Raw genomic sequence first — 19,830 nt, 5'->3', positions numbered from 1 at the left:
CCCGGTGTACGCACCGTGAGCGGGCCCCGGCCGTCTTCCTCGGCCGGGGCCCGCTCGCGTACGGCCTGGGGTCGGGGGCACCCCTGCGGCTGGTGGCTGTTGCGGTCATCGCCCCGCCCACGTCACGGCGCACCCACACCCGGTGGATCCCACCCCGACTCCTCGGCACCTACGCCCCCGGCACCTACGAACCAGTCCGCCACCACCTCGGACTCCACACCTGACGGACGGACACCACGAGGCATCCGACTGCGCACCTCGTCACTGCCGCGCTTCGCGGGTGGTGCAGGTGAGGAGAGCCGAGTCTTCCGCGCCGGGCGGGCGTGCCGCCTGACGGACGGCGGCCGGCCGGGTCACCGCCTGACGGGCGGTGCACCGTCCGCGGAGGAGGCCGTCCGCGGCCCGAATCGGCCCGGCCGCCCGGTAATTGAGATTCGGCCGCGGATGATCGCGGTTACCCTGGGCGGCGCGCGCCGGGCGGGCTGCCGATCCGTGCCGCGCCTCCCGACCTTCCGAGAGGACTTGAGATGCGTCATCGCTTCCTGGGATCGACCGGCCTGGCGGTAAGCGAACTCTGCCTGGGTGCCATGACGTTCGGGCGGGAGACCGCCGAACCGGAGGCCCATGCGATCCTGGACCGGTTCGTCGAGGCGGGCGGAAACTTCGTCGACACCGCCGATATCTACTCGGCGGGCGCCTCCGAGGAGATAATCGGCCGCTGGCTGAAGCAGCGCCGCCGCGACGATCTGGTGATCGCCACGAAGGTCCGGTACGGGACCGGTGACAGCCCCAACGACCGGGGGCTCGGCCGCAAACACCTGATCTCCGGTGTCGAAGCCAGCCTGCGCCGGCTCGGCACCGACCACATAGACCTCTACCAGGTGCACGCCTGGGATCCGGCGACTCCGCTGGAGGAGACCCTGTCCACCCTGGACACCCTGGTGAAGTCCGGCAAGGTCCGCTATCTGGGGGTCAGCAACTTCTCCGGCTGGCAGCTCCAGAAGGCCCTCGACCTCAGCCGCCGGCACAACTGGGAGCGTTTCACCGCGCTCCAGCCGCTGTACAACCTCCTGGACCGCTCCACGGAGTGGGAGCTGGTTGAGGTCGCCCGTCACGAGGGCCTCGGTGTCATCCCCTGGAGCCCGCTGCGGGGCGGCTGGCTCAGCGGTTCGATCCGGCGCGGCGACACCGCGCCCCCGGCCGGCAGCCGGGTGGAGACCGCGGAGCGGTTCGGCTGGGGCGAGTCCTGGAGCGCCTATCAGGACGAGCGGACCTGGCGTGTTCTCGACGCCTTGTTCGAGGTCTCCGGGCGCAGCGGGCTGACCCCGGCCCAGGTCGCCATCGCCTGGCTGGGCGGACGCCCCACGGTCACCGCCCCGATCATCGGTGCCCGCACCACCGGCCAGTTGGAGAACCTGCTCGGTGCGGCCGGTGCCGACCTGGATCCGGCGGACGCGGCCCTGCTCACGGAGGCCGGCGACCAGCCGCTCCCGTACCCGTACAGCGTTATCGCGACCGACCCGGCGCAGCGCTGAGCACCGGCGCCCGGTTCCCGCGCGCCGGGCCGGTCACGCGGCGCGGCAGAGCGCCGCGGTGGACGCCACCGTCGGGGCCACGGTACGGGGAGCGGGCACGCGGGCCGTGGTCTGCGCACGGTTCCGTGCGAAGACCACCAGGCGCAGGACCGTGAACCGCGCGATACCGGCCAGGGCGGAGGCCGCCAGGTAGACGGCCTGTTCAAGCGCCGGACCGGGCGCCGCGACCAGCAGCTGCGTCAGGAGGACGGCCGTACAGGTCGCCATGTACGCGGCTGCCGCCGACCCGGCCGACTGGAGGTGCTGGCGCCGGGTCGCCCGCCCGCCCCCGCCGAAGGTGAAGCGGGCGTGCAACTCCGTGGTGAGGAGCGTGGAGCCCACGGTGACCACGGCGTTGGCGAGCGGCCAGGGTATCCAGCAGGCGAGGGCCGTCACGGCGAATGCGGCGGCGACCCCCACGCCGCCTCCGCAGAGCACGAAGCGCGCGAAGGCGTTGAGGGCCCCGGGTGCCGCCTGTTGCTCGCGCTGCGCCGCTTCCATGATCCCCGACCCCTTTTCGGCTGACTCCGCGGAGGCACCCCCCGGCCTGGCGAACCGGGGGGTGCCGTCGTTGATGTCATTATGGCACAGAGGTGGCGCCATGTGGGGTTATGTATGGCGCCACTTGGCGTCAGGGGTCGGGGGGTGGCCCCGGGCTGGGAATATGACCCACGGTCAGTTCCCGTACCAATGCCCCCACCTGGGCGGTCTCGATGAGGAAGCCGTCGTGTCCATGGCGGGAGGTGATCACCCGGAGCCGGTCCGCGCCCGGCAGGAGGGCGGCGAGCCGCTGCTGCTGGGCGAGGGGGTAGAGACGGTCGGAGTCCACACCGGCCACCAGCGCGGGCATCGGGGCGCGGCGCAGCGCGGCCCGTTCACCGCCCCGGCCCCGGCCGATGTCATGGCTGTTCATCGCTTCGGTGAGCACCACATAACTGCCCGCGTCGAACCGGTCGACGAGCTTGTGGGCCTGGTGGTCGAGGTAGGACTCCACCTGGTAGCGCCCGCCGCTCCAGGGGTCCTCGGAGGCCTGCGCGGACCGTCCGAAGCGTTGGTCGAGTTCCGGTTCGGAGCGGTACGTGACATGGGCCAGCCCGCGGGCGATGCCGAGGCCCCGGTGGGGACCATGGCCGGGCCCCGCGCCGTGGTAGTCGCCACCGCGCCAGCCGGGGTCGGCACGGATTGCGCGGAGCTGGATCCCGGCCCAGGCGATCTGCTCGGCGCTCGCGGCTGCCGTGCAGGCCAGCAGGAGCAGCGCGCCGGTGCGGTCGGGATGGGTGACCGCCCACTCCAGCGCCCGGTTGCCGCCCATCGAGCCGCCGATGACCAGCGCCCAGCGGTCGATACCGAGGGCGTCGGCCAACTGCGCCTCGGCGGCGACCTGGTCGCGAGTGGTGAGGAAGGGGAAGGAGCCGCCCCAGATCCGGCCGTCGGGCCGTGGTGACGAGGGGCCGGTACTGCCCTGGCAGCCGCCGAGCACATTGGGCGCCACCACGAACCACCGGTCGGTGTCGAGCGCCCGGCCGGGGCCGATCAGACCGTCCCACCAGCCGGGGGTGGGGTGGCCGGGTCCGGCCGGGCCTGCGGCATGGCTGTCGCCGGTGAGGGCGTGGAGGACCAGGACCGCATTGGCCCGGTCGGCGGCGAGCGTGCCCCAGGTCTCGTACGCGAGCCGGACTCCGGCCGGGGAGTCGGCACCCCCCGGCCCCGGCAGTTGGCCCCCCGCCTCCAGGCGCAGTGCGCCGGGCAGCCGGACCCACCGGCGGCGGCCCGGCGGATCCCCCTCCCGCCAGCCGCCGCCGGCGGGAGGGGCGGGCGTGGTGCGCGCCCCGGTCGCTGCGTTTCCGGTGCTCAGGAGGCGCCCTTGGCCGCGCGGAACCCGGTCTCCAGATCCGCCGTGAGGTCCGCGATGTTCTCGATGCCGGCGGAGAGCCGGACCAGTCCGGGGGTGGTGCCCGTGGCGGCGAGCTGCTCCGGGGCGAGCTGGCTGTGGGTGGTGGAGGCCGGATGGATGATCAGGCTCCGTACATCACCGATATTGGCCAGGTGGCTGAAGAGTCCTACGGCGTCCACGAACCGCTTTCCGGCCTCGACCCCGTCCCGCAGTTCGAAGGAGAGGACGGCACCGGCGCCGCGCGGCAGATACCGGCGGGCCGCCTCGTACCACCGGTTTCCGGGCAGCCCGGGGTAGTGGACCGCGGCGACCTCGTCGCGCTGCTGGAGCCATTCGGCGAGCGCCAGAGCGTTGGCCGAATGGCGTTCGATCCGCAGGCTGAGAGTTTCGACGCCCTGGAGCAGCAGGAAGGCGGAGTGCGGGGAGATCGCGGGGCCGAGGTCGCGGAGCAGCTGGACCCGGAGTTTGACGGCGAACGCGCCGTGGCCGAGATCGGGCCAGTACCGCAGGCCGTGGTAGCTCGGGTCGGGACGGTGGAAGTCCGCGAAGCGTTCGGGGTGGGCCCCGAAGTCGAAGGTGCCGCCGTCCACCACTACACCGCCGAGGGTGGTGCCGTGCCCGCCGAGGAACTTGGTCGCGGAGTGCACCACGATGTCCGCACCGTGCTCAACGGGCCGCAGCAGATAGGGCGTCGGCACCGTGTTGTCCACGATCAGCGGGACCCCGGCCGCATGCGCGGCGTCGGCCACGGCCCGGACGTCCAGCACGTTCCCGCGCGGATTGCCGAGGGTCTCCGCGAAGAAGGCCTTGGTGTTGGGGCGGACCGCGGCGTTCCACTCCTCGGGGTCGTCCGGGTCCGTCACGAAGGAGACCTCGATCCCGAACCGGGACAGGGTGTGGCGGAAGAGGTTGTACGTGCCCCCGTAGAGGGAGGCGCTGGAGACGATGTGGTCACCGGCGCTCGCGACCGTGAGCACCGCCAGGGTCTCCGCGGCCTGTCCCGAGGCCACCGCCACCGCCGCCACACCGCCCTCCAGCGCGGCGATCCGCTGCTCCAGGGCGTCCTGGGTGGGGTTGTGGAGCCGGGTGTAGATGTTTCCCGGCTCGGCGAGGGAGAAGAGGTCCGCCGCGTGCGTGGTGTCCCGGAAGACGAAGGAGGTGGTCTGGTAGATGGGCACCGCCCGGGCCCCGGTGGCCGGATCGGGTGCGGTCCCGGCGTGCACCTGCTGGGTCTCGAAGGACCAGCCCGGCCTGGGCGCGGGCGTGTCGTCGGGGGTGTGACCGGCGGTCACGGAGTCGATGGGCTGGCTCATGGGCACTTCCTTACGAGGCGGAGGGCGGCCGGCCGGGCCAAGGCCGAAGGAGTCCGGAGGAGGCCCGGGGGCCCGGTGCCGAGCAACGTAACGACGTTGGATTCGAACAGGAAAGAGGGCACTCCGAGCCGCCACACGGCCGCAACACTCCCGACATATCCGGACGCCGGAGGGCCTTCGGAGGCGTTCGGAGAGGCCGTCACCCGGTGGTTCCCTGGCCGGGTGCCGGCTGCGCGCCGAGTCCGCCGCCCGTACCTCCGTCAGCACCCGGTCGATCCGGCGGAACCGCCGCAGCAGCCGGGGTGCGCGGGCACCGGTCGCCGCGAGGAGGGTGACGGGCAACGGGCGGGCCGCCGGCACGGCCAGGGCGATGGTCCAGGGCGATACGCCCGCCGGCGCGCACGCCACCACGGCCGGCCGGGGCGTCCAGGGCAGCAGGGCGAGCACGGCGAGGGCCGGGACGCCGTGCTCTGCGACGAACTCGCCTGCCCCGCCCGTCTCGCCCCCGGCCTTCTCCAGCAGCCGGAGCCCGGCCGACTCAACGACCGAGGCGACCAGGAAGGCCCCGGCGGCGGACGCGGCCACAAAGGTGAGGGCGACCGCCCGCCACCGCCCGGGGTGGAGGGCCGAAACACCCACGAGCAGCAGCTGGTTGGGCAGGACCGGCAGGACGTAGTCGCCGAACGGGAAGACCGAGAGGGCCGGGAGGAACCACGGCCGGTCGGCGGCGCGGTCGAGCCGGAGCAGTATCCGCCCGGCGCGGGTGCCGGGACTCCGGGGGCCGGTGGCCGGTGTGTCAGCCATGGCGCAGCGCCCGGTAGCGGACGGAGGGCGCGATCCGCATCAGGGCGGGCAGCAGCCCGGCCTTGCCGACGTAGATCTCGTTGCGTTCGCGCTCCATGCCCGCGATCACCGCCCGCGCCGTCTCGTCCGGGCTGATCTTGCCCCGGCCGCGGCCCGCGGTCATCTCGGTGTCGACGAGGGGAGGATCGCGTCCATCACCCGGATCCCCGGGGCGGTGTCCTCGCGCTGGTAGCGCAAGGCCCGGGTGAAGGTGCGTACCGCGGATTTGGCCGCGCAGTAGACGGGCGCCGAGGGTTTGGCGGCGACGGCGAGACAGCTGCCGGGTACGGGTGACCTCGTCCCGGCGGGGATCCAGCCGGGCGCGGAAGGGCACGGAAGGCGCCGTGCGCGACCAGGTGAACCGCCACAGCCCGCTGTCGTGCCGGGGCGGGGGGACCGTGAAGGCGCCGCGCGAGTAGACGGTGACCGGTTCCCCGCCGCCCACGGCGACTCTCAGCTCCTGTGCGCCGCACAGCGGCAGCAGGGCCGTCAGCACCCCGAGGACGAGGGCGTCCACGGCTGCGTCCGGTGGTTCCCCCGGGGCCGGCGTACTCCACGACGAGCCTTTCCCTATCGCGCTCCCGCACCACCATCCGGTGCCGGGAGTGCGTGAACCGCTCCAGCCGCTGCCACCGCTCGAAGAGATCGTGCGGGCCGACGGAGCACAGCAGGGCGGCGACGGCGGGATCGGAGGGGGCGGCCGGTACCAGGGAGCCCACACGCAGCAGGGGCAGCAGCCCGTGATCGCGTGCGATGCCCCCCAGCAACACCCGTTTCGCGGCCAGGGGCAGCAGGGCCCCGCCGCTCGTGGGGGCGGTGACGCGGATGCCCTCGGCCGCCAGCGACTGCCGGACCAGTGCCGGCAGTCCGGCACTCGCGTACTCCTCCATGGCCGTTCCCTCCGCTTCCGCTCTGCGGCAAACGGTAGGTCCGGCCCCGCCGGAATGTCTTGAACGATCGCGCCAACCGGCCGTCGGGGATCGGGTCGGGTACACCTCCGGGAGCGGCAGGGGGCGGGCCCCGCGATCATCCCCGGGGGTCCGCGTCCCGCCGGGGAAACGCGCGGGGGCCTCCGGTCGGAGACCCCCGCTCGGGCCGAACGAGCCCGCGCGCCGCACCCACCGGATGCGCACCCCGCGCGGACTCCGGTCACGGCCCGGCTCAGGCGGCCGGCTTGCCCGGCTGGTCGTGCGTGGCGCAGTGGATACCGCCGCCGCCCGAGGCCACCGTGTCGATCGGGATCAGCACGACGTCCCGGCCGGGGAAGTGCTCCCGCAGGATGCCACGGGCACGGCCGTCGGCCTTCCGGTCGCCGAACCGGGGCAGGAAGACCGAGTCGTTGGCGACGTAGAAGTTGGCGTACGACGCCAGGAAGTCCTCGCCCTCACCCGTGATCTTCCGCAGATCGGGCTGCGGGAGTTCGACGATCTCGAAGCGCCGTCCGCGGGCGTCCGTCGCCTTCGACAGTACGGACTCCGCCTGGTCGGCCGAGCGGGACCAGGAGTCGGGCGGGGTGCCGGGGAAGGCCCGGTCGAGCAGGACGACGCCGGGCTCGGTGAACCGGACGAGACTGTCCACATGGGCGTCGGTGATGTCCTCGCCCCGTACGCCCGCAAGCCACACCACCTTCTCCATACCGAGCAACTCCTTGAGTTCGGCCTCGATACGGTCCCGGCTCTTGCCGGGATTGCGGTTGACGTTGACGATCGAACTCTCGGTGATCAGCAGGGTGCCTTCGCCGTCGGTCTCGAAGGACCCGCCCTCGGAGACCAGCGGGGCCTGGACCCGGGGGATCCCGTACTCGGGCAGGAGCTTCCGCCCGACCAGGGCGTCGTTGGTGTGCTCCTGCTTGTCGCCCCAGCCGTTGAAGTTGAAGTCGACGCCGGTCACCTTGCCGCCCTGTTCGACGAAGACGGGAACGGTGTCCCGGGCCCACAGGTCGTCCACGGCCAGGGGAATGACCTCGACCTGGGAGCCGCAGGCCCGCTGAGCAGCCTTCACCTGGTCGGGCCTGGCCATCATCACGACCGCCTCGTACTCCCCGACGGCCCGCGCGATACGCGCGATGTCCTTGCGGACATAGGGCAGATCCTCCTCCCAGACGGAGGTCAGGGCGGGCCAGGACATAAAGGTACGGGTGTGGCTCTCCCACTCGGCACCCAGCCGGCGCGCGCCGGTCGCGGCGGCGGCCCGGGGCGGGACACCGGTGGCCCGGGACGTGGCCGAGGGGGCGGCCGGACCGCAGGCCGAGGCGCCGAGAACCAGGGTGCCGAGACCGGCGAAGGCCCGCAGGGCGGCCCGCCGGGAGGGGGAGAGGAAGGACACGGACGGCTCCTGTCATGGGGTGGTACGGGTAGTGCGGGGCGCGCGCGGGCGCCCAGGGTTCAGGATGCGCACGGTGCACCGGGATCGGCCGGTCCGCAGCAACGGAGGCTCGGCACGTGACGTCACCATGCCACTGACTGAAATGTCAGTCAACTTTCTCGACAGTGTGCAATTAATCCATCACACTCCGTGGATAAATGGGAAGAATCCTGTCGAGTCTCGCGATCGCTGCGGCGTAAATGTCGCGATGACGGATCGATGCGGACGCCCCTCCCTGTAGAAAACTGAAAATGTAGTCAGGATGGTGGTGTCCCGGTCGGGGTGAGCGGGGAACTCCGGCCCGAAGCGGGACGTTTGCCGTCCCGTACCCCTCATGACCTGCTACGCACCCCCGCTGCCGGCTCCCGGTAGAGTGCCCGCCATGTCGTCTCGCAGCACTCGGATCCTCGAAGCGGCCGCCCGGGTGATCGCCCGGCGCGGCGTCCGCGGCCTGCGTGTGGAGGAGCTGGCTGCCGAGGCCGGGGTCTCCACCGCCCTGGTCTACTACCACTTCAAGGACCGCACCGGGGTGCTGCGCCGGACGCTGGAGTTCATCAGCGACCGCGCCGAGAGCTACACCACCGACCGGGACCCGGACGCGCCGCCCCCCACCCCCCGCGAGGAACTGGAGGAGGCGCTCCTGCTGGAGCTCCAGGACACCGTCGAGGTCCGGGAGAACAGCGCCGCCTGGGGTGAACTGCGCGCGAGCGCGGTCTTCGAGGAGGCCCTGCGCGAGGATCTCGCCCGGGCGACACTGGTCTGGGTGCAGGAGGTCGCGGCACTGCTGGGCCGGGTCCACCCCCTCGCCCCCGCCTCCGCCCTCGCCGCCGCCGCCGAACGGCTCACCGCCCTGCTGGAAGGGCTCAGCATGCGCTGGCTCAGCGGTGGCGTCCGGGTCGATCACGCACGCGAGCTGGTGCGCGGCGCGATCGACGCGGAGCTTGCGGGACTGCGCCGCGACTGAGCCGTGCGGCGCGGCGGAGGCCGCCGCCCCGGACCCATGGTCAACTCGCTTCTGTGATCGTACGATTCGTCATCCCGGCTCCTGCCGGGTGACAACTGCATAGCCGTGTGTCCGGGGGGAAGCCGGTGGGAATCCGGCGCTGACCTGCAACCGTGTGCGGTGCCTCGCGCCGCGAGTCGGGATGCCCAGCACACGGCCCGGTTCCGCTTCCTCTGTCATGGTCCGCAGCGCGAAGCCCTGTGCCACCGGTGCTCTGTGCCTGCTCCGCCGCACGCCGTGCGGGACCGGCGCATCGCCCCCGGTCGCCGGGGTCGTGTCGCGGCCCCCGGCCAACCCGGAAGGCATCTCATGCGCAGGCAACTCGTCCACCGTGCCGCCGTCACCACGGCTGCTCTCGCCCTCACTTTCTCCGTCGCCGCTCCCGCCGCGGTCGGAGCCGAGTCCGGACACCGCGGCACCAACGCGCCGGTGAAGGTCTCCCTCACGGTCCAGGGCCCCGACGGTCTGCTGTTCCACGGCAAGGTCAGAACCAGGGGCCACGATGTGACCACGGCGACCGGCGGTACCCACAAGTGCGACGGCACCAACGGGGGCGCGAACCCCACCAAGGTGCCCACCCCGACCGCCGCGCTCGACGACGCCGCCCGCCACAACGGCTTCACCTGGGACGGCCCCTGGCACGCCTCGTTCGAGGACTTCTTCGTCGACACCATCAAGAACGTGAGCGGCGGCAGCAGCGCCTACTGGAGCATCGCCGTGAACGGGACGCCGACTCCGGTGGGCGGCTGCCAGTTCCGTATCCACGCGGGCGACCAGGTCTCGTTCGTCTGGACCGCCTTCTGACCGACGCTCCGAACCCGGGCTCCCCGTCCGGGCGTCCGGCCGGTGCCGGGGCGGAGGGCAGCCCCCCTCCGCCCCGGCGGATCCGGCCCGGGAGCCGGACCCGGCTCAGGACGAGGAGAGTTCACCCCGGACGGTACGCGCCGCGGCGACCAGGTTCTCCAGGGCGGCCCGGGTCTCCGCCCAGCTGCGGGTCTTCAGCCCGCAGCCGGGGTTGACCCAGAGCCGTTCGGCGGGGATCGCCTTCAGTCCCAGACCTCCCGGACCCAGTGCGTATGACGGCTGTCGTTCCCGCTCACCGCTGCGGGGCAGTCCCGGATTCCCACCGGGTTCCCTCTTGCGACGCTCCCGTCCGGCCGACGGGGCGAACCGGCTGCGGGGCCGGCCTACGGTGTGGAGGGCCGTTTCGGCGGCGCGGTTGCATCATGCGGATCACCGGCGAGACGAACCGCCCCCGCGGCGGACACCGGGCGCGCCGCGGCAACTCCCCGGCGGGCCCCCGCGACCGCCGGCCGCCTCGCGCCCGGCTCTGCCCCCCCGGGGCGGACGGGCGCCGGCTCCCGGGTCACAGCCACCCGCTGCGCTGCGCCTGCAACGCCATCTGGAAGCGGTTCGCCGCGCCGAGCCGGGCCATCAGGACCTGGAGCCGGCGGTAGAGCGTACGGCGGCTGACGCCCAGCTCACGGGCGATGACCTCGTCGCTCGCACCACCCGCGAGAAGCCACAGCAGCCGCCGGTCCGCGGGCGGCAGACCCCCGGGGCGGGTGGTGCGCCCCTGGAACGGCAGGGCGTTGCGCCAGGACTGCTCGAACAGTGCCACCAGCGCCGAGAACAGTCCGCACGGCTGGACCACCAGCATGGTGTTGTGCACATCGGCCTCTTCGATGGAGAGCGACACCAGCGCGTACGCATCGTCGATGATCACGAGCTTGACCGGTACCGACGGCAGCACCCTGGCCTGCTCGCCGGCCTCGACGCACGGTTCGATGACGTCCTTCAGCCGCCCCGGGTGCTCCAGCGACTCCCGTGAGTACACGACCCGCTGTGTCACCCCGCGGGCGAGCGTGGCCAGCGCGTCGCCGGTGGCCTCGGTCAGCGGGAAGTACGGCGGCGACTCGAACTGCCGGATCTGCTCACGGGCGCTCGCCCAGGCCCGGCGGATCCTGGGGCCGATCGCCTCCCCGGTGACGACCTCGACGAGATCGTCGTTGTACGCGGCCAGCCGCTGCCGCCGGAACGATTCGAACGCGCCGCCCACCGCGATCCGCGATTCCTCGACCGCGGCCGCCCGGTGCCGGGCCAGCAGCTCCAGGCCCGCCGCGGGCGGAACCGGTGCGACCGTGTCGTCACCGTCCCCGGCGGCGCTGGCCAGACCGGCGTCGACGAGGGCGCCGTACGCCGCGGCCAGCTCGTCGCCGTCCAGGCCCACCGCGTCCGCGATCGTCCGCAGCGGGGCCGGGGCCCGTTCCAGGAGCGCCAGATAGACCCCGGCCGCAGCGGGGCCGAGCCCCAGGAGCCGCAGCGCCTCACCGAGCTTCGCGTTCGTCATGCACCGCATTATCGACCGCCCCGAGCCGGTTGTGGCCGATCCGTGCCACTGGCACGTTCCGGCACCGGACGGGTTCCGCGCGGGATACCGTCCGGAGGCCGCCGGTCGGACCCGGCGGCGGCGAGGGCTCCCGGGCCGTACCACGGGAACCCGGAGACCGCAGCGGTACACCCCTCGCCGACGACGAATTGCCCAGGGAAGCCCAGGGAAGGCGGACGACGTGTCGAAGGGCCGGAAGAACGGTCTCTACTCGGGGATCTCCGAGGAGCTGTCCGCGCTGATGCGGACGGGATGGGCGGACACCGAACAGCACGATCTGCTCCCCGACGAGCAGGCCCCGCACGCGGCCCGCCGCCGTGACGCGCTCTCCGCGCGCTTCCCCGGCGAGCGTCTGGTGATCCCCTCCGGCGGGCTCAAGGTCCGCTCCAACGACGACACCTACCCCTTCCGGCCGTACACGGGCTATGTCCATATGACCGGAGACCGGGCCCGGGACGGCGCCCTCGTCCTCGAACCCCGGGCGGACGGCGGCCACGACGCCTACTGCTACCAGCTGCCGCGCGACAGCCGGACCGACAACGAGTTCTGGACCGGCCCCACCGCCGAACTGTGGATGGGCCGCCGCCGCTCCCTCGCCGAAGCGGAGCAGGTCCTCGGTCTGCCCTGCCGCGACGTCCGTACGGCCGCCGACGATCTCGCCGCCGCCTCCGGCGCCCCGACCCGGATCGTGCGCGGGATCGCCCCGCTGCTGGAGGCCGCCGTCACCACCGACGAGGAGCGCGACGCCGAACTGGAGGAGGCGCTGAGCGACCTCCGGCTCGTCAAGGACGACTGGGAGATCGGCGAACTCCGCAAGGCCGTCGACTCCACCGTCCGCGGATTCACCGACGCCATCGGCGAACTGTCCCGGGCGGTCGCCACCTCCGAGCGGTGGATCGAAGGAACCTTTTTCCGCCGCGCCCGGCTGGAGGGCAATTCCGTCGGCTACGGCTCCATCTGCGCCGCGGGCGACCACGCCACGATCATGCACTGGACGGACAACGACGGCCCGGTGCGCCCCGGCGACCTGCTGCTCCTCGACGCGGGCGTCGAGACCCGCACCCTCTACACCGCCGACGTCACCCGCACCCTCCCGATCAGCGGCACCTTCACCCCCGTCCAGCGGAAGGTGTACGACGCGGTGTACGAGGCGCAGGAGGCGGGTATGGCGGCCGTCCGGCCCGGCGCCCCCTACCGTGCCTTCCACGAGGCGGCCCAGCGGCACCTCGCGGCCCGGCTGGTCGACTGGGGCTTCATCGAGGGCCCGGCCCACCGGGCGTACGACCTCGGACTCCAGCGCCGCTTCACCATGGCGGGCACCGGGCACATGCTCGGCCTGGACGTCCACGACTGCGCCCAGGCCAGGAACGAGGAGTACGTCGACGGCGTACTGGAGCCCGGCATGGTGCTCACCGTCGAGCCCGGCCTCTACTTCCAGCCTGACGACCTCACCGTGCCCGAGGAGTGGCGCGGTATCGGCGTCCGGATCGAAGACGACCTGCTCGTCACCGAGGACGGCCACGAGAACCTGTCGGACGGTCTGCCGCGGTCGGCGGACGAGGTCGAGGCGTGGATGGCCCGGCACGCGGGCTGACCCCCGGCGAAGTGTCCGCGGCGCCCGGCGAACCGGGTTCCGGTACGGCCCGCGCGGTATCCGCGCGGGCCGTACCGTCCGCCGCCGTCAGTCCAGCCGGTCCGCCGTCAGCTCACCCACCATGATCGACACCAGGTTGGTGTTGGACCGGGGGCACGACGGCAGCACCGAGGCGTCGGCCACGTACAGCCCCTCCGTGCCCAGGACCCGGCCGCCCGGGTCGACCACGGTCGCCGGATCGGCGGGATCGCCCATCCGGCAGCTACTGGTGAGATGCTGGCCGTCGGCGGCGGTCCGCAGGAGATACGCGTCGAGGGCCCGGTCGTCGTCGACGACGGCCAGCAGTTCCGCGTTGACCTCGTCGAACCGTCCGTCGCCCAGCTCCGCGACGGGCCGGGTCCGGGCCAGTTCCAGCAGGGCGCGGACCCCGTCGCGCAGCCGCTGGAGATCCCGTACGTCGGACAGCATCCGCTGGTCCAGGAACGGCAGGGCCGTCGGATCCGCCGACCGCAGCACCACCTGCCCCCGCGCGTACACCTGGTTGACCCAGACGAGGACCGCGCCCGCGCCCCGGCCGGTGTCGGCGCTGGCCAGTGCGAGGACGTTCTGGTTGCAGGCCACGAACATCATGTCGTTCGGCGGCCCGCCGGGCCCGCCGCCCGTGTACCGGACGCACACATTGGTGTAGCGGTCGTCGGGGCCCGCCGCCCACCGCTCCGCCAGCGGCAGCCCGATGATGCTCAGGGGATGGTCCTGGAGTCCCGCCCCGACGGGCAGGTCCACGACCGGAGCGATCCCGAGCGCCCGCAGACCGTCGGCCGGGCCGATGCCGGAGCGCTGGAGGATCGCGGGGGAGTGGACGGCGCCCGCGCTCAGCACCACCCGGCCGGCCCGCGCCTCCCGCACCCGGCCCCCGGTGAGATAGCGCACCCCGGTCGCCCGGCGCCCCGACAGCAGCACCCGGTCGACCGTGGCCTCGCACCGGATCGTGAGCAGGGGATCCTCCCGCTGCGGCTCCAGATAGCCGTCGTTGGTTGTCATCCGCCGTCCGCCGCGGGAGTTGACCGGGTACGGGGAGACCCCGGTCGCCCCGGGGGCGTTGACGTCCGGCGCCCAGCCGTAACCGGCGGCCAGGGCCGTCTCGTACAGGGCCCGGTCCACCGCGCCCCATGCGGCCGCGGGGGTACGCGTCACCGGGATCGGGCCGCCCCGGCCGTGCCCGGGCTCCCCGCCGTACTGGGCATCGTCCTCCAGCCGGGCGAAGTACGGCAGGACGTCGCGCGGGGACCAGCCGGTGCAGCCGGCCCGGGCCCAGTCGTCGAAGTCCTCCATCGGCGGCCGGATCGCGATCTGCCCGTTGACCGTGGAACTGCCGCCGACGCCCCGGCCCTGGAGATAGGGGAGCGGGGGCTGGACCTCCGTCCGGCGGGCCGTCAGTCCCTGCTGGAGCAGCGGCCGGGCGGCCGCCGGGTCCCCCAGGGCCCGCAGCGGATTCGGCAGCCGCCACACTTCGGCCAGTTGCCGCGAACGGTGGTCGGGACCGGCCTCCAGCAGCAGGACCCGCTTTCCCTTCGCCGCCGACCGGGCGGCCAGCGCGGCACCGGCCGAACCGGCGCCGACGACGATCAGATCCCAGTCCCGTTCATGGTCGTGGATCACAGTTCTCTCCCTGTTTCGCGCGCGACGGCGCGCACCGCGCATAGGCGGCGTTCGGTACGAAGCGATGAAGACGGCCGGAGGCATGCGCCCGTACCGCGGGCCCTGAAGGGCGCGGCAGGCGGAAAGGGTCCGGCCGGGGCACGGTGGCGCGGCGGCACGCGGAAGGGAGAGGGCGTGGACGCACTCTCTGATCACGACGAGCCACCGGGGAACCGGTGGCTAGAGTCTGGATGCCTCGGGACTGGACACGCCCCGCACGATAGGGCTGAACACGGAACACCGTCCACGGGTTTTCCGTCCCCGAACCGGCCCGGCTTGCCGATACTCGGCTGAAACAGAGCCGCGCGCCCCCGGAAACCCACTGCTGACCAGGCGGAAGCCCCGCTCCCCGAAGCTGGGCGAGTACCCGGCACCGGGTACGGACGAGATGGGGAGACACCGCACGTGCCGAACGCTCCGACGGTCCTGGAACCCGCAGACGACCCGGAGACGGAGGCTCCGGGGCCCGCCGTCCGGCCCCGGGGGCGCGTGCTCATCGGCGCCGCGCTGCTCTGGGCCGGGCTGATGGCACTGCACGACCTGATCCCCAACGCGATCGGCAACCTCGGCAGCCTCTTCCAGACCCTGCTGCCCTGGACGGGCATCGCCGTGCCCGTCCTGCTCGGACTGGCCGCCGTACGCCGCTCCCGCACCGCCGCCGTCGCCGCCCTCGCACCCGCCGCGGTCTGGGCGGTGCTCTTCGGCGGCGAACTCACCGGCAAGGGCGCGGGCGGCGGCGATCTGACCGTGATCAGCCACAACGTCGACGAGGGAAACCGGGATCCCGCGGGCACCGTGCGAGCCCTGGCGGCCGCGGACGCGGACGTACTGGCCCTGGAAGAGCTGCCCGCGGACTCCGTCGACGAGTACGAACGCGCCCTGGCCGGCACCTATCCGCACCATGCGGTACGGGGCGGTGTCGGTATCTGGAGCCGCTATCCGCTGAGGGATGTCGCGGAGGTGCCGATCCTGCCGTGGACCCGCGCGGTACGGGCCACGGCCGACACCCCGCGGGGACCCGTCGCGCTCTACGCCGCGCACCTCGCGTCGGTACGGGTCCACCCCGCCGCCGGATTCACCACCGGGCGCCGCAACGCGTCCGCCCGGTCCCTGGCAGCGGCGCTCCGCGCGGAGCCCCTGCCGCGGGTCGTACTGATGGGCGACTTCAACGGCACCTCCCGCGATACGGCACTCGCCCCGGTGTTCTCCGCGTTCCGCTCGGCACAGCGGGAAGCCGGTGACGGCTTCGGCTTCACCTGGCCCGCCGCGTTCCCCATGGTCCGCATCGACGACATCAGAGTGAAGGGGATCACCCCGCGCTCCTCCTGGACCCTGCCCGCCACCGGCAGCGACCATCTGCCCGTCGCGGCTTCCCTGAGCCTGTGACCGCCGCGACACCGGAGCGGCCCCGGCCGGTGACTACGATACGAGGGTCGGATGAACGGTGAGGACCAGGTGAGTGGCGTGTCGGAACCCCGGGTGAGTGGTGTGCCGGAACCCCGGGTCCCGGACCCTCTCAGCGTGCTCCTCGTCGAGGACGACGACGCCATCCGGCGCTCCGTCCAGCTCGCCCTGGAGCGCTACGGCTACCGCGTGACGGTGGCCGCCGACGGACTCGGCGGACTGGAGGCCTTCCGGGCCGGCGGCCACGAACTGCTGATCCTCGACGTGATGCTGCCCGAACTCGACGGTATCGGCCTGTGCTGCCGGATCCGCGAGCAGAGCCAGGTCCCGGTGCTGATGATGTCGGCCCGCGGCGACGCCCTCGACGTGGTCGCCGGTCTCGAAGCGGGCGCCGACGACTATGTGGTGAAGCCCGTCGACACCGCCGTCATGGTCGCCCGCATCCGGGCCCTGCTGCGCCGCGCCACCTTCCACGAGGCGGCCACCGCCGGTCCGCCGGAGCGCGACGGCGGCAAGCCCCTGGTCTTCGGCGACCTCAGCGTCGACACCCTCGGTATGGAGGTGCACCGGGCCGGCGAACTCGTCCCCCTGACCCCCACCGAACTCCGCCTGCTGCTGGAGTTCGCCGCCAGCCCCGGGGTGGTCCTCGACCGCCGCAAGCTGCTGCGCGACGTCTGGGACTACGGCTGGGAGGGCGACACCCGCGTCGTCGACCTCTGCGTCCTGCGGCTGCGCAAGAAGATCGGCAGCGGCCGCATCGAGACCGTCCGCGGTTTCGGCTACAAACTCGTCCGCGGCTGACCCCCGTGCGCCTGTTCCACCCCCGCGCCCTGCGCTGGAAGATCGCCGCGCTGACCGCCGCGGCCTGCTGCGCGGTCGCCGCCGTCATCGGCCTCCTGGTCCAGGACGCGAACCAGGACCGGCTGGTCGACGTCGGCCGCCAGCGGGCCAAGGCCGGACTGGAGAACGTGGAGAAGGAGTACGAGAGCACGCGGGAGCGGCCGCCGAACGCCGATATCCGCCCCCTGGACCAGGTCCCCGAGCCGCTCGTACGCGATCTGGCCGAACAGGCCCGGAACGGAGGCCGCTACGGCTTCTGGTACCAGGTCGACAAGCCCAATATGCACTGGATGTGGGCCGCCGCCGTCGTCGGCGACGACCAGGTGCTGATCTTCCGGGCCGATATGCAGGTCGAAGAGCGCAGCCTCCAGCTCCAGAACCGCTCCCTCGCCACCGCCGTCCTCGCCGCCCTCGCCGTCGTCGTCCCGCTCGCCGCGCTGGCCACGGAGCCGGTTGTGCGGCGCCTCGGCCATGGCGCCCGTACCGCCAGGGCGATCGCCGACGGCGACCTCGACGCCCGGATCGGCCGCCCCGGCCGGGCCCGCGACGAGATCACGGAGATGTCGGCGGCCGTCGACGAGATGGCCGCGGCCCTCCAGCGCCGCCTGGAGAACGAACGCCGCTTCACCGCCGATGTCGCGCACGAGCTGCGCACCCCGCTGATGGGCCTGGTCACCACCGCCGGACTGCTGCCCGACGACGACGAAGTGGCCGTACTGCTCCGGGACCGGGTACGGGCGCTGAACGCGCTGGTCGAGGATCTGCTGGAGATCTCCCGGCTGGACGCGGGCGTGGAGCGGGCCGATCTCGACGCCGTACCGCTCGGCGAACTCGTCACCGATGTCGTACGGCGTCTGGAAGCGGGCCCCGGGGTCACGGTCACGGTGCCCGCCGGCGACGGGACCCGGGTGGAGACCGATCCGCGCCGGGTGGAGCGGATCGTGGTGAACCTCGTCACCAACGCCCAACGCCACGGCGCCGAACCGGTCGTGGTCACCGTCACCGGAGACCGTGTCACGGTCCGCGACCACGGGCCCGGTTTCCCCGCCGCGCTGTTCGAAGAAGGCCCGCAGCGGTTCCGTACCGGCGCGAGTGAAAGGGGGCGGGGGCACGGACTCGGACTCACCGTCGCCCAGGGGCAGGCCGGAGTCCTCGGCGCCCGGCTGACCTTCGCCAACGCTCCTGACGGCGGCGCCGTCGCCACCCTCGACCTGTAGATCCTCGCTCCCGGAGCGCCGGGGCGAACGGCCCCCGCTCGGGGTGAAACAGAACCGCAACACAGCTTCGCGGCGGTGGAAACAGCGCCGCACCGGCCCCGAAGAACGCTTCCCGGAAGGTGTTTTCAGGTGCTTGACGCACCTGAATCACCGGAGGTGTTCCCCCTATGTCCCCCGTTCGCCGCCGCACCCGGCCGGGCCCCGGAGCCCGGCCCGCCGCGCTCCCCGGCCGCTGTCTGTTCCTCGTCCCCCTGCTGGCCGGAGCGCTGCTCGCCGGAGCGTGCGCCGGGCCCGCGGGCGACGAGCCGCTTCCCGACCCCGGCAATCCGGCCGTCGCGCCCGTCGCCGGGTCACTGGACCTGCCCTGGCCGGACGAGGGCCAGGCGGCCGTGTCCGTGGAGGGCATCGGCAGCCTCGGCACCAGGGGCGGGCAGACGCCCGTCCCGATCGCCAGCGTCACCAAGGTGATGACCGCCCATGTGATCCTGAAGGACCGTCCGATGAAGGACGGGACGAACGGCGCGACCGTCGTCGCGGACCGGCAGGCGGCCGACGAATCGTTCTCCGCCGGCGAATCGGCCGCGCCGATACTGGCCGGACACTCCTACACCCAGCGCCGGCTGCTGGAGATCATGATGGTGTCCTCCGCGAACAACGTGGCCCGGCTGCTGGCCCGCTGGGACGCCGGCAGCCAGGAGGCGTTCGTCGCCAAGATGAACCGGACCGCCGCCGCGCTCGGCATGAACCGCACCACCTACACCGGGGTGAGCGGTATCGAGTCCGACACCCGCAGTACCGCCGCCGACCAGCTGAAACTGGCCGGCGCCGCCATGAAGGACCCGGTCTTCCGCGCGATCGTGGCCACCCCCGCGGTGACCCCTCCGGGCGGGGTACGGATCCCCAACACCAACAAGCTGCTGGGCCGGAACGGTGTCATCGGGCTGAAGACCGGCTCCTCCACCCCGGCGGGCGGCAACCTCGTCTGGGCCACCACCCAGCGGATCGGCGGCACCTCCCGGCTCGTCCTCGGCGTCGTCCTGGGCCAGCGCGCGGGCACCACTCCCGCCCAGGGCAGCGCCGCCGCGCGCGATGCCGGCCTGGCCCTGGTCACCGCGGTCCGCAAGGACCTCCCGGACGCCGTCGCCCGAGCAGCCGGGGCGCGAGGCTGACCCCCGTGCGGCACACCACGGCCGGTGCCGCGGAGCGACGGCCTCCGAGCCCCCGGCCCCGGGGGAGGACCGTCAAGCGCGGCGGCGGCGCATGCGGAAGCCGGCGGGCAGCACGGCGCGGTCCCGCCAACAGGCCCTGAAAAAGGCCCGCGTGGCGCGCCAGTATGCCCAATCGGTCATGGGCATTTCAACCATGGTCAAAGGCCGGTCAAGCCGGTAAGTTGTCGCACGCACAGCGGACACGGAGGTCCGGAAAGCGGCGATCCCGCCGGGACCACCGACCCGGTGTGTGCCCGACGCCCTGTCATGACGAGCAGGGTGACCGGGCCCAGGGCGGTACTCGTCGCCGTCCGTATCCCCGCTGTGTCCAGCGCACCACTCGCGCCGCATCCGTGCGGCGAGCTGTTCCACCTTCCGTGCCCCGGCCCCCCGTTCATCGGGTGTTCCCCCCTTCCGCCCGGCCCGGGCGCGTTCCCCCACACACCGGCCGGCGGCATGCCCCGGCCGGACGACGAAAGGTGTCAGCCC

Annotated in this window: 17 protein-coding genes and 2 riboswitches; of the genes, 9 read left to right on the top strand and 8 right to left on the bottom strand. The window is 73.1% G+C overall.

Features of this window, described 5'->3' with window-relative positions; genetic code table 11:
* Positions 1 to 92 precede the first annotated feature (92 nt).
* Entirely contained in the window at positions 93 to 224 is a 132-nt protein-coding gene (locus ACIQ9E_RS06975) for a hypothetical protein (protein WP_403703140.1), read from the top strand.
* A gap of 303 nt (positions 225 to 527) precedes the next feature.
* The gene (locus ACIQ9E_RS06970; RefSeq protein ID WP_403703137.1) at positions 528 to 1,535 is read left to right on the top strand and encodes an aldo/keto reductase; all 1,008 of its coding nucleotides are present in this window, start codon (positions 528 to 530) and stop codon (positions 1,533 to 1,535) included.
* Between the two features lie 33 nt (positions 1,536 to 1,568).
* Here ACIQ9E_RS06970 and ACIQ9E_RS06965 read toward each other — a convergent pair whose 3' ends face one another.
* The 5 genes from ACIQ9E_RS06965 to ACIQ9E_RS06945 form a co-directional block, all read right to left on the bottom strand.
* Positions 1,569 to 2,075: a hypothetical protein gene (locus tag ACIQ9E_RS06965; protein WP_403703134.1), complete on the bottom strand. Its 507-nt coding sequence runs from the start codon at positions 2,073 to 2,075 to the stop codon at positions 1,569 to 1,571.
* 130 nt (positions 2,076 to 2,205) lie between these two features.
* Positions 2,206 to 3,429 carry a homoserine O-acetyltransferase gene (locus tag ACIQ9E_RS06960; RefSeq protein WP_403704031.1) on the bottom strand — a complete coding sequence of 408 codons (1,224 nt, stop codon included), beginning with the start codon at positions 3,427 to 3,429 and terminating at the stop codon, positions 2,206 to 2,208.
* Positions 3,426 to 4,781, bottom strand: a complete 1,356-nt coding sequence (locus tag ACIQ9E_RS06955) for a bifunctional o-acetylhomoserine/o-acetylserine sulfhydrylase (RefSeq protein WP_403704028.1) — start codon at positions 4,779 to 4,781, stop codon at positions 3,426 to 3,428. The genes ACIQ9E_RS06960 and ACIQ9E_RS06955 overlap by 4 nt, the downstream gene beginning before the upstream one ends.
* Before the next feature lie 796 nt (positions 4,782 to 5,577).
* On the bottom strand, positions 5,578 to 6,141 hold the full coding sequence (locus ACIQ9E_RS06950) for a hypothetical protein (RefSeq protein ID WP_403703131.1): 564 nt from the start codon (positions 6,139 to 6,141) through the stop codon (positions 5,578 to 5,580).
* A gap of 644 nt (positions 6,142 to 6,785) precedes the next feature.
* Positions 6,786 to 7,949, bottom strand: a complete 1,164-nt coding sequence (locus tag ACIQ9E_RS06945) for an agmatine deiminase family protein (RefSeq protein ID WP_403703128.1) — start codon at positions 7,947 to 7,949, stop codon at positions 6,786 to 6,788.
* Positions 7,950 to 8,370: 421 nt separating this feature from the next.
* Here ACIQ9E_RS06945 and ACIQ9E_RS06940 point away from each other — a divergent pair, with 421 nt between their 5' ends.
* Positions 8,371 to 8,952: a TetR/AcrR family transcriptional regulator gene (locus ACIQ9E_RS06940; RefSeq protein WP_403703126.1), complete on the top strand. Its 582-nt coding sequence runs from the start codon at positions 8,371 to 8,373 to the stop codon at positions 8,950 to 8,952.
* A 115-nt stretch (positions 8,953 to 9,067) separates the two neighbouring features.
* Positions 9,068 to 9,139: riboswitch (cobalamin riboswitch) on the top strand.
* A gap of 161 nt (positions 9,140 to 9,300) precedes the next feature.
* Positions 9,301 to 9,795 (top strand): DUF4430 domain-containing protein, encoded by a 495-nt coding sequence (locus ACIQ9E_RS06935; RefSeq protein WP_403703123.1) that lies wholly within the window; start codon positions 9,301 to 9,303, stop codon positions 9,793 to 9,795.
* A gap of 105 nt (positions 9,796 to 9,900) precedes the next feature.
* Here ACIQ9E_RS06935 and ACIQ9E_RS06930 read toward each other — a convergent pair whose 3' ends face one another.
* Together ACIQ9E_RS06930 and ACIQ9E_RS06925 are read right to left on the bottom strand one after the other, a co-directional pair.
* The gene (locus ACIQ9E_RS06930) at positions 9,901 to 9,993 is read right to left on the bottom strand and encodes a hypothetical protein (RefSeq protein WP_403704025.1); all 93 of its coding nucleotides are present in this window, start codon (positions 9,991 to 9,993) and stop codon (positions 9,901 to 9,903) included.
* Positions 9,984 to 10,131, bottom strand: a riboswitch (cobalamin riboswitch). Its footprint overlaps the gene before it by 10 nt.
* A gap of 226 nt (positions 10,132 to 10,357) precedes the next feature.
* Positions 10,358 to 11,341: a LuxR family transcriptional regulator gene (locus ACIQ9E_RS06925; RefSeq protein WP_403703120.1), complete on the bottom strand. Its 984-nt coding sequence runs from the start codon at positions 11,339 to 11,341 to the stop codon at positions 10,358 to 10,360.
* Between the two features lie 220 nt (positions 11,342 to 11,561).
* On the opposite strand from ACIQ9E_RS06925, the gene ACIQ9E_RS06920 reads away from it, so the two are divergent.
* Complete coding sequence (locus ACIQ9E_RS06920) at positions 11,562 to 12,974, top strand: aminopeptidase P family protein (protein WP_403703117.1); 1,413 nt, start codon at positions 11,562 to 11,564, stop codon at positions 12,972 to 12,974.
* 87 nt (positions 12,975 to 13,061) lie between these two features.
* Here ACIQ9E_RS06920 and ACIQ9E_RS06915 read toward each other — a convergent pair whose 3' ends face one another.
* Complete coding sequence (locus ACIQ9E_RS06915; RefSeq protein ID WP_403703114.1) at positions 13,062 to 14,633, bottom strand: GMC family oxidoreductase; 1,572 nt, start codon at positions 14,631 to 14,633, stop codon at positions 13,062 to 13,064.
* Between the two features lie 465 nt (positions 14,634 to 15,098).
* Here ACIQ9E_RS06915 and ACIQ9E_RS06910 point away from each other — a divergent pair, with 465 nt between their 5' ends.
* The 4 genes from ACIQ9E_RS06910 to ACIQ9E_RS06895 all read left to right on the top strand — a co-directional run bounded on the left by ACIQ9E_RS06910 (position 15,099) and on the right by ACIQ9E_RS06895 (position 19,302).
* Positions 15,099 to 16,058: an endonuclease/exonuclease/phosphatase family protein gene (locus ACIQ9E_RS06910; RefSeq protein WP_403704022.1), complete on the top strand. Its 960-nt coding sequence runs from the start codon at positions 15,099 to 15,101 to the stop codon at positions 16,056 to 16,058.
* 51 nt (positions 16,059 to 16,109) lie between these two features.
* Positions 16,110 to 16,877 (top strand): two-component system response regulator CseB, encoded by a 768-nt coding sequence (cseB, locus tag ACIQ9E_RS06905; protein WP_403703111.1) that lies wholly within the window; start codon positions 16,110 to 16,112, stop codon positions 16,875 to 16,877.
* A 5-nt stretch (positions 16,878 to 16,882) separates the two neighbouring features.
* On the top strand, positions 16,883 to 18,133 hold the full coding sequence (locus ACIQ9E_RS06900; RefSeq protein WP_403703108.1) for a sensor histidine kinase: 1,251 nt from the start codon (positions 16,883 to 16,885) through the stop codon (positions 18,131 to 18,133).
* Between the two features lie 167 nt (positions 18,134 to 18,300).
* Positions 18,301 to 19,302, top strand: coding sequence for a D-alanyl-D-alanine carboxypeptidase family protein (locus ACIQ9E_RS06895; RefSeq protein WP_403703105.1), 1,002 nt, complete (start codon positions 18,301 to 18,303; stop codon positions 19,300 to 19,302).
* Positions 19,303 to 19,830 lie beyond the last annotated feature (528 nt).

This window comes from Streptomyces sp. NPDC094448, from assembly GCF_044763775.1.
In the GTDB taxonomy this organism is placed as follows: Bacteria; Actinomycetota; Actinomycetes; order Streptomycetales; family Streptomycetaceae; genus Streptomyces.
This window is presented reverse-complemented; position numbering and strand designations above follow the sequence as displayed.